Origin of the sequence: Intrasporangium sp., assembly GCF_030452765.1 — a bacterium.
In the GTDB taxonomy this organism is placed as follows: domain Bacteria; phylum Actinomycetota; class Actinomycetes; order Actinomycetales; family Dermatophilaceae; genus Intrasporangium_A.
On the sequence record NZ_JAKDLO010000190.1, the window covers coordinates 1 to 8,064 of the forward strand.

10 protein-coding genes and 1 pseudogene are annotated in these 8,064 nt (G+C 71.9%); 7 read left to right on the forward strand and 4 right to left on the reverse strand.

Annotated features, from left to right (window positions below; translation table 11 throughout):
- Both L0H79_RS18595 and L0H79_RS18600 read right to left on the reverse strand, forming a co-directional pair.
- A pseudogene (locus L0H79_RS18595) lies at positions 1 to 269 on the reverse strand (hypothetical protein); the annotation flags it as partial.
- A complete protein-coding gene (locus tag L0H79_RS18600) occupies positions 266 to 1,594 on the reverse strand; it encodes a PspC domain-containing protein (protein WP_301486135.1) in 1,329 nt (442 codons plus the stop codon). The gene L0H79_RS18600 and the pseudogene L0H79_RS18595, both read right to left, overlap by 4 nt.
- 233 nt (positions 1,595 to 1,827) lie before the next feature.
- Here L0H79_RS18600 and L0H79_RS18605 point away from each other — a divergent pair, with 233 nt between their 5' ends.
- The 6 genes from L0H79_RS18605 (at position 1,828) to L0H79_RS18630 (ending at position 6,515) form a co-directional block, all read left to right on the forward strand.
- Entirely contained in the window at positions 1,828 to 3,129 is a 1,302-nt protein-coding gene (locus L0H79_RS18605; RefSeq protein WP_301486136.1) for an ATP-binding protein, read from the forward strand.
- Positions 3,126 to 3,821 (forward strand): response regulator transcription factor, encoded by a 696-nt coding sequence (locus L0H79_RS18610; protein WP_301486137.1) that lies wholly within the window; start codon positions 3,126 to 3,128, stop codon positions 3,819 to 3,821. Before L0H79_RS18605 ends, L0H79_RS18610 begins: the two co-directional genes overlap by 4 nt.
- Before the next feature lie 365 nt (positions 3,822 to 4,186).
- Positions 4,187 to 4,462 carry a ribbon-helix-helix protein, CopG family gene (locus L0H79_RS18615; protein WP_301486138.1) on the forward strand — a complete coding sequence of 92 codons (276 nt, stop codon included), beginning with the start codon at positions 4,187 to 4,189 and terminating at the stop codon, positions 4,460 to 4,462.
- Entirely contained in the window at positions 4,459 to 4,722 is a 264-nt protein-coding gene (locus L0H79_RS18620; RefSeq protein WP_301486139.1) for a type II toxin-antitoxin system RelE/ParE family toxin, read from the forward strand. Before L0H79_RS18615 ends, L0H79_RS18620 begins: the two co-directional genes overlap by 4 nt.
- Positions 4,723 to 4,988: 266 nt before the next feature.
- Complete coding sequence (locus L0H79_RS18625) at positions 4,989 to 5,819, forward strand: alpha/beta fold hydrolase (protein WP_301486140.1); 831 nt, start codon at positions 4,989 to 4,991, stop codon at positions 5,817 to 5,819.
- A 15-nt stretch (positions 5,820 to 5,834) separates the two neighbouring features.
- Positions 5,835 to 6,515 carry a sirohydrochlorin chelatase gene (locus L0H79_RS18630; protein ID WP_301486141.1) on the forward strand — a complete coding sequence of 227 codons (681 nt, stop codon included), beginning with the start codon at positions 5,835 to 5,837 and terminating at the stop codon, positions 6,513 to 6,515.
- Here the strand turns inward: L0H79_RS18630 and L0H79_RS18635 are convergent.
- Both L0H79_RS18635 and L0H79_RS18640 read right to left on the reverse strand, forming a co-directional pair.
- On the reverse strand, positions 6,508 to 6,873 hold the full coding sequence (locus tag L0H79_RS18635; protein WP_301486142.1) for a CrcB family protein: 366 nt from the start codon (positions 6,871 to 6,873) through the stop codon (positions 6,508 to 6,510). The genes L0H79_RS18630 and L0H79_RS18635 overlap by 8 nt on opposite strands.
- On the reverse strand, positions 6,870 to 7,235 hold the full coding sequence (locus tag L0H79_RS18640) for a CrcB family protein (RefSeq protein ID WP_301486143.1): 366 nt from the start codon (positions 7,233 to 7,235) through the stop codon (positions 6,870 to 6,872). The genes L0H79_RS18635 and L0H79_RS18640 overlap by 4 nt, the downstream gene beginning before the upstream one ends.
- 127 nt (positions 7,236 to 7,362) lie before the next feature.
- On the opposite strand from L0H79_RS18640, the gene L0H79_RS18645 reads away from it, so the two are divergent.
- On the forward strand, positions 7,363 to 8,034 hold the full coding sequence (locus L0H79_RS18645; protein WP_301486144.1) for a YigZ family protein: 672 nt from the start codon (positions 7,363 to 7,365) through the stop codon (positions 8,032 to 8,034).
- The last annotated feature ends 30 nt before the right edge of the window (positions 8,035 to 8,064 follow it).

An 8,064-nucleotide genomic window follows, 5' to 3' on the forward strand; every position in this document is an offset into this window, starting at 1 on the left:
GCCCGGTAGGGGGCGGGGTCGGGCTGGCGGGTCGCCGGGTCGGGCGCCGGCGGCCCGGCGGGGGCGGTCGGTGCGGCCGGTTCCGCCGTCACGACGTCGTCGGGCACCGGGGTGGCCGGATCGACGCGGAATGGTGGCTCCGGGACCGCCCGGGTCGGCTCGCCGAGCACCGTTGTGTCATCGGGCCGCTCGTGCTTCTCGTTCATCGTCTCGTCCATCGGGTTGTAGTCGGGTCTGGTGGGTTCGGGGTTGGTGGGGTGCTCGCTCATGGCGCGCTCGCCGTCGAGACGGTGATCTGGCCGACGCCGACCTCGGCGAAGACCTCGATCTGCGGCGGCTCGTTGCGGCCGAAGCGCAGGGTCCTGTCCCAGTTGGTGCCGTCGATGTTGAGCTGCGAGGCGCCGGCTGCCGTGCCGTTGACCGCGGACGGGTCCGAGGCCTGCAGCTCACCTGCCTTGGCACTGGCGTGCACGAGCACGTTGACGCCCTTGGGGACGACGAGGTCGAGCTCGCCGAGGCCCACGGCGGTGTGGACGATGTCGGGACTGACCGGGGTCGACCGGTAGTCGGCCCCGCTCAGGTCGACTGTGAGGTTACCAAGGCCGAGCTCGAAGCGGTTGTCACCGTTCAGGCTCGTGACGGTGTGGCTGACGTCACCCACCCGGAACGGCATGGTCATGCCCTGGGGCACGACCAGCGTCAGGAGCGTCGCGGCGGTCCCGAAGACCGCGAAAGGGGTGAGCCACCCGGACCTGCGGCCCGCCAGGCCCGCGACGACGAGCCCGAGACCGAGCGTCCCGAGACCGGCCGCGAACGCCGTGCCGAGGTGGCTGCCGCCCCATCCGGCCGCGCCTGCGATGCCGTGGACGAGCACGCCGACGATGGTCGCGAGGCCGAGGATGAGCAGGCCCGCGGCGAAGCCGATGGCTCGCACCCGAACCTCCGGCGTGGGGTATGCCGCTGAGCCGGGTGTCCACACGGGCGTCGGCTCGGTCGCGGTGCCGGGTGTCCAGACGGGCGCCGGCTCTGGCGCGGTGCCGGGTGCGGGGTCCGGCGCGGTGAAGCTCGCGCCGGCCGCTGCTGCCGCGTTGCCGGTCGAGACGTCGCTCGCCGGTGGCGCGGTCGAGTCCTGGCTCGACCCCCGCCGGTTGTGCAGCAGGTCGCGCCCCGAGTCGGTCTGGGTGAGGAACCACCAGGCCCCGGCGAGCAGGGCGACGAGGCCGACGGCCCGGAAGCCGGCGAGGTCTCCGTTCCCCCATGGGCCGCCGCCGAAGAGTGCGATCCCGGTGACGACCATGAGGAAGATCGACCCCCCGTCGCCGTACTTGAGGGCCGCTTCGATCGGCAGCTTGCCCTTCTCGTCCGGCATCAGCAGCCAGCAGACGAGGTAGAGCGCGACCCCCATCCCGAAGAAGAGCCCGAAGAGGATGAACGCGCCCCGGACGACCAGCGGGTCGACACCGAGCCGGCGTGCCAGCCCCGCCGCGACACCGGCGAACCAGCGACCGTCGCTGGTGCGGGTGATGCCCGGCCGGCGCAGCGCTGCGTAGAAGCCGTCGAGGCCGTGGGGGGGAGAGGAGCTCTTCTTCGCCATGGCACCAGCGTGGCGCGCAGGGGCCCTCGTCAGCCATGAGGGTCGTCCCTGAAGCGACCCTGACCAGACCCCCAAACAGGCCAGCGGTCCTCGTCAGGGCGCTGCGAGTGGGCGAGGATGGACACATGGACCCGGCACAGCACCCCGCGAGCGCGGCACCCGCGTCGCCGACGCCGCCGGCCACGCCGCCTGCCACGCCGCCGGAGGCTCCCACAGCCGCATCCAGAAGCGCGGTGAGGCCCCCGCTCGTGCGGCCTCGCTCCGGCCGGATGATCGGAGGCGTCGCCGCCGGCCTGGCCAACCACCTCGGGGTGCCGGCCAAGATCGTCCGGATCATCTTCGTGCTGACGGCCCTGCCGTTCGGGGCGGGCCTGACCGTGTACATCTTCCTCTGGGCCACCATGCGCAGCGCCGCTCCCGGCGACCCGGAGCTGGCCGCCGTGCGCGGCAGCAGCTCGAACCGTGCCGACCAGAGCCTCACCCCCCGTGCCGTCCGGAACTGGTTGCGCAGCGGCAACCAGGCCGTCCTGCTGGCCGTCCTCGGCGTCGTCGTGCTCGCCGCCGCCGGGGCGATGTGGCTCGGCAGCACCGGGGTCGACATCCATCCCGAGCTGGTCCTGCCGGTCGTCGCGATCGGCATCGGTGCCGTCTTCTTCTGGTCGCAGCTGGACGACTCGGATGCCACGGGTTCCAGGCGCCCGGTTCGCTGGGTGTGGCTCGTCGTCGGCCTGGGGCTCGTGACGCTCGGCCTGGTCGGGCTGCTGGCGCGCGGCACCAACCTCACCGACCTGTGGCAGGTGGCCGGGGCGGTGCTCGCGGCGCTCATCGGCCTCGTGGTGCTCGCAGCGCCGTGGATCCTGCGGCTGTGGAGCAACCTGCGCGAGGAGCAGGCGGCCCGGATCCGCGCCACCGAGCGCGCCGACATCGCGGCACACCTGCACGACTCGGTCCTGCAGACCCTGGCCCTGATCCAGCGCCAGTCCCACGACGCCGGCATGGTCGCTCGGCTCGCCCGGGCACAGGAGCGACAGCTGCGCTCCTATCTCTACGACGAGGACGCCCGGGCCGGCACGCTGGGGGCCGCGCTGACCGCTGCCCTCGACGAGGTCGAGGACCTGCACGGTGTGCCGGTCGAGCTCGTCGTCACCGGGGACCGGCCCATGGACCCGCACCTCGATGCGCTCGTCAAGGCGGTCCGCGAGGCGGCCTGGAACGCCGCGCGCCACGCGAGCCCGCCCGTGACGGCATACGTCGAGGTCGGCCCGAAGGCGGTCGAGGCGTTCGTGCGCGACCACGGGGCCGGCTTCGACCTCGACGACGTCGCCGACGACCGGGCCGGTGTGCGTAAGTCGATCATCGGCCGGATGGAGCGGCACGGCGGCACCGCGCGGATCCGGCGGCGCAGCGACGGGACGGAGATCGAGCTGCGCCTGCCCGTCGAGCCGGCGGGAGCGCAGCCGCCCGGCGCGGAGGCCCAGGACACGCCGCAGCCCACCGACGAGCACAGCACCCAGCTGAAGGAGCAGTCCGCATGACCGAGGACCGGACGATCCGCATCGTCATCGTCGACGACCACCACATGTTCCGCACCGGGGTGCGGTCCGAGCTGACCACCCTCGTCGAGAAGGCGGCCTTCCGGCTCGAGATCGTCGGCGAGGCGGGCGCCGTGGAGTCAGCCGTGTCCGTGATCACGCAGCAGCGACCCGATGTGGTCCTGCTCGATGTCCATCTGCCCGGCGGCGACGGGCACGGCGGCGGCGACGTCATCCGCGGGTGCATCGGCGTCGAGAGCGAGCGCGGTGGCCCGGTGCGCTTCCTCGCGCTGTCGGTCTCGGATGCCGCCGAGGACGTCATCGCCGTGATCCGGGCCGGGGCGCGGGGCTACGTGACGAAGACGATCAGCGCCGGGGACCTGCTCACCGCGATCCGGCGGGTCGCCGACGGCGACGCGGTCTTCAGCCCGCGCCTGGCCGGTTTCGTCCTCGACGCGTTCGGGGCGGCCGCCGGCGAGGTGGCGGAGATCGACGAGGAGCTGGACCGGCTCTCGGCGCGAGAGCGTGAGGTGATGCGGCTCATCGCGAGGGGCTACCAGTACAAGGAGGTCGCCAAGGAGCTGTTCATCTCGGTCAAGACGGTCGAGACCCACGTCTCGTCGGTGCTGCGCAAGCTCCAGCTCTCCTCCCGCCACGAGCTGACCGCGTGGGCGATGGGCCGTCGTCTCCTGTGACCCTCCCCGTCGACCGGGCACCACAGGGCGAGGTGGTCCCAGTGCCGCCCTTCGTCTCAGAGCGGTAGGCCGTTCTCAAGGCATGCCGCGCCGAGGCCTACGCGACCGACGGCGTCATCCTCCCCAAGATCGACGGCGGCCACTGGTGGACCAGGCGTCACGGCCACGACCACCTCGTCCACGAGGCCCTCACCGCGCAGGCCGATGGCCTCGGACCGTGCACACCGGGTGCCTGCCGCCAGTTCATGGAGCGAGTAGCACGGGCGCTGACCCGACCGTAGAAGGATCGATGAGTGGGACGGTTGGTGGATGCCTACGCGTTGGGCGTGTAGGATGATGACTACAAGTAGTCATGGAGGTATGTCGTGGCAGTGAAAGAGGTCCCCCGGTCCCTTCGTCTCCCGGTAGAGGTCGATGAGCGGCTCTCACGGCTGGCAACTGCCACGGGACGATCAAAGAGTTACTACCTGCGCGAATTGGTCACAGCCGGGATCGACGACCTGGAGTACGCCTACGGACTGGCCGCCCACGCCGAGGCCATTCGGGCCGGCCAGCGCAATACCCGCCCGCTCGACGAGCTGATGTCCGAGATGAACATCAGCCGTGAGGAACTGGACGCGACGCCTGATCAGCCTGCATGACGTGGGTCATCCGCACGGATCGTGACTTCGACCGAGCGTTGAAGAAGCTGGACCGGCAGGTCGCCATGCGAGTACTGAAGACGCTGACCGCGCTGGAAAGCCTGGACGACCCGACGAAGCGGTGCAAGGCCCTATCCGGCCCCTACACCGGCCTGTGGCGACTGCGGGTGGGCGACTACCGCGTGATCCTCGACATCCGGCGGGTGGAACTGATCATCATCGCTCTCGATGTGGGCAACCGCAGCACCATCTACGACTGACGGAGCACCCGTCCGCAAGCCGATGACTATCCGGTGTGGTTGGAGACTGAGAGGATGTCACTCCACCCATTGTGAAGTGACGGTAGTTCGATGCTGCCAGGTGTCGGTTGCGGCTCCGTGAGGATCCCAACGTCGGCTGAAGTCTTCCAACCATGCACAAGGCACGGCGCGCTGCTCGTCGAGACGGGCCACCTCAGCCGACTCCTCGGCCACCCCTCGACGACCATGGCCCAAGCGATCGCGACAGCGCTCGCTACGCTGCCTCGATGAGCACCGCACGCGTCGTCGGGCCCCTGCACACGAAGTCGGTGGGGACGGCCGGCCCCCACGTCGCGTTCCTGCACGGCCTGTTCGGCCAGGGGCGCAACTGGAACCAGATCACCAAGGGGGTGACCGGCCCCGAGCGGACCGACGCCCGGTGCCTGCTCGTCGACCTGCCCGACCACGGCCGTTCGCCCCGGAGCGAGCAGTTCTCCTACGAGGGCTATGCGGACTCGGTCGCGGCCACCCTGTCGCAGACCGCTCCCGACGAGACGTGGACGCTCGTCGGGCACTCCCTCGGCGGCAAGGTCGCCATGCTCACGACGCTGCTGCACCCCGACCTCGTCGAGCGGCTCGTCGTCGTGGACATCGCACCGAAGGACTACGGAGACCTGGCCCGGTTCGAGGGGTACATCAACGAGATGCTCCGGCTGCCGCTGCAGGAGCTGCACAGCCGCGCGGAGGCGGAGGAGCGCTTCCACGAGTCCGATCCCGGGGTCAAGGCGTTCCTGCTGCAGAACCTGCGCCGGGACGGCGCGAGCTGGCACTGGCAGGCCAACCTCGACCTGTTCGCCGCCGACGCAGCGCAGGGGAGGCAGTCGCAGATCGCGGGTTTCCCCTCGGTCGCCGGGGAGGCGCTCCCCTTCGCCGGCCCGGTGCTGTGGATCGCGGGCGGGGAGTCGGCCTACGTCAAGGCCGAGGACGCCGAGGGGATGCGCCACCTCTTCCCCGCGGTGCGGCAGCTGACCGTCAAGGGTGCCTCCCACTGGGTCCACACCGATGCCCCCGACATCGTCATCGGCGCCCTGCGCCGCTTCGTCGGCGCCGACGCCTGAGCCCGAAGCCCCCAGATGGAGCCGGTCCTGGTCGCGTGCTCGCACGGCACCGCCTCGCCCGAGGGACAGGCCGCCGTCCGGGGCCTGGTCGACGCCGTCGCCCGCCGCCGGCCCGACCTGCAGGTGCGCTCGGCCTACGTCGACGTGCAGGAGCCGAGCCCGGCCGAGGTGCTCGCGCGGCTCGGCGGCCGCCCAGCCCGCCTCGTCCCGCTCCTGCTCTCGGCCGGGTACCACGTCTTCGTCGACCTCACCGACGCGGCAGCCGCAGCCGCAGCCGGGGGCACCACCGTCGCGCCTGCCCTCGGGCCCGACCGCAGGCTCGCCGAGCTCATCCGGGCACGCCTGGGCCGCAGGCATCTTCGCACCACGGATACCGTCGTCCTGGCCGCGGCCGGCTCCTCGAACGAGTTCGCCGTCGCCGACTGCGAGACCGCCGCCACCCAGCTGGGCGAGCTGCTCGGGCGGCGGGTGACAGCGGCATACCTGACAGCGGGGCAGCCGCGCCTGACGGACGTCGTCGCGAACGAGCACGCAGCGGGCCGGGGCGTGCTCGTCGCCACCTACCTGCTCGCGCCGGGCTCCTTCGCCGACCGCGCGGCGAACTGCGGCGCCGAGCACGTGACCGCGCCGCTGCTGCTCGCCGGTGAGCCGCCGCCCGAGGCGATCGTCGACATCGTGCTGCAGCGGTTCAGCTGACCAGGCCGTATGCCGCCCAGCTCGCTCCCAGCCCGAGCATGACGTTCAGTGCAACGTTGCCCACCGCCCCGACGACGTCGCCGTCGCGCACGAGCAGCGCCGTGTCGCGGCTGAGGTCGGCGACGGTCGAGAGGGCACCACAGAGCCCGCCGACGAGGACGAAGACCCAGACGGCGTCGATCCGGTCGCGGACGGCGACGACCACCCCGGCGAGCGCGCACGCGGCGATGTTGGCGACCAGGACCCCGAGCGGCAGGCGCCGACCGGCGAACCGCTCGACGAGCCAGCCACGGGTCACCGCCGCAAACCCACCCGCGACGACCGCGAGGGCCCAGGCCCACAGTGGGATGGCGGTCACGCGCCGGCCCCGAGCTCGTCGGCCGTCAGGAGCCGGCCGAGCAGGATGCCGGCCAGGGCAGCCCCCAGCCCGAGGACCACGCTCGCGAGCAGGCCCAGCCAGGCCGTCGAGGCCCGGGTGCCGTCGACGAAGGCGACGGCGAGGATCGAGAACGACGTCAGGGTCCCGAGGCCACCGGTCATGAGGAAGTCTCGTTGCCCGGGCCGCAGCCGGAGCTGGCTGACGACACCGAGCAGGAAGGCGCCGAGGACGTTGACGACCACCATCCGGACATCCCAGCCCGGCCCGGCGTGACCTTGCGTGAGGAGCAGACGCAGGAGGGTCCCCGCCGCTCCTCCGAGGGCGACGGGGACGAGGCGCATGGCTACCAGTCTCTGGGCCGTGGATCACGCCTTGGGGACCGTGCGGTCACGGCTTGGTTGCGAGCGGTGACCGACGACCGGAGGGCCGGCGCGGTGTTCACGGGATAGTTCACGGGATACTCCTGTCGTGGACGAGTCAGCGAGGGTCACGACGGACGGCTCGCCGGCCTCCTACCTGACCATCGCCGGGCCGGTGCGCGCCGAGGTCGTGACCAAGCGGTCTCGCTTCGTCTGCGACCTCGAGCCGGCCTCGAGCGAGCAGGCAGCACGGACCGTCATCGAGCAGGTCCGGGCCGGGTCGCGGGAGGCCGGTCACCACTGCACCGCGTTCGTGCTCGGCCCAGACCGCGGCCTGCAGCGCAGCAACGACGACGGGGAGCCGTCCGGCACGGCGGGTATGCCGATGCTCGAGGTGCTCCGTGGCGCCGGTGTGACCGATGTCGTCACTGTCGTCACGCGGTGGTTCGGCGGGGTGTTGCTCGAGACAGGCGGCTTGATCCGAGCCTATGGCGACGCGGTGCACGCCGCCCTCGAGACCGCCACCGCCGCGCGCTACGAGCTGAGCGTCATCCTCGCGACGAGCGTGCCGCACGCGGACGGGCCGCGCCTCGAGAACGCCCTGCGCACCCGTGGGGGTCTGCGTGTGGTGGACGTGGAGTATGCGGCGCATGGGGTCACGGTGCGGGTCGCGGTGGCGCCCGACGGGGTGGCCGCCGCGGGCTCGATGCTCGCCGAGCTGACCGGAGGCACGGCCCGGTTCGAGCCGGTCGGGCGGGAATGGGTGAGGATAGGGGCATGAGCGCCGACCGACGCGAGGACACGACCGAGC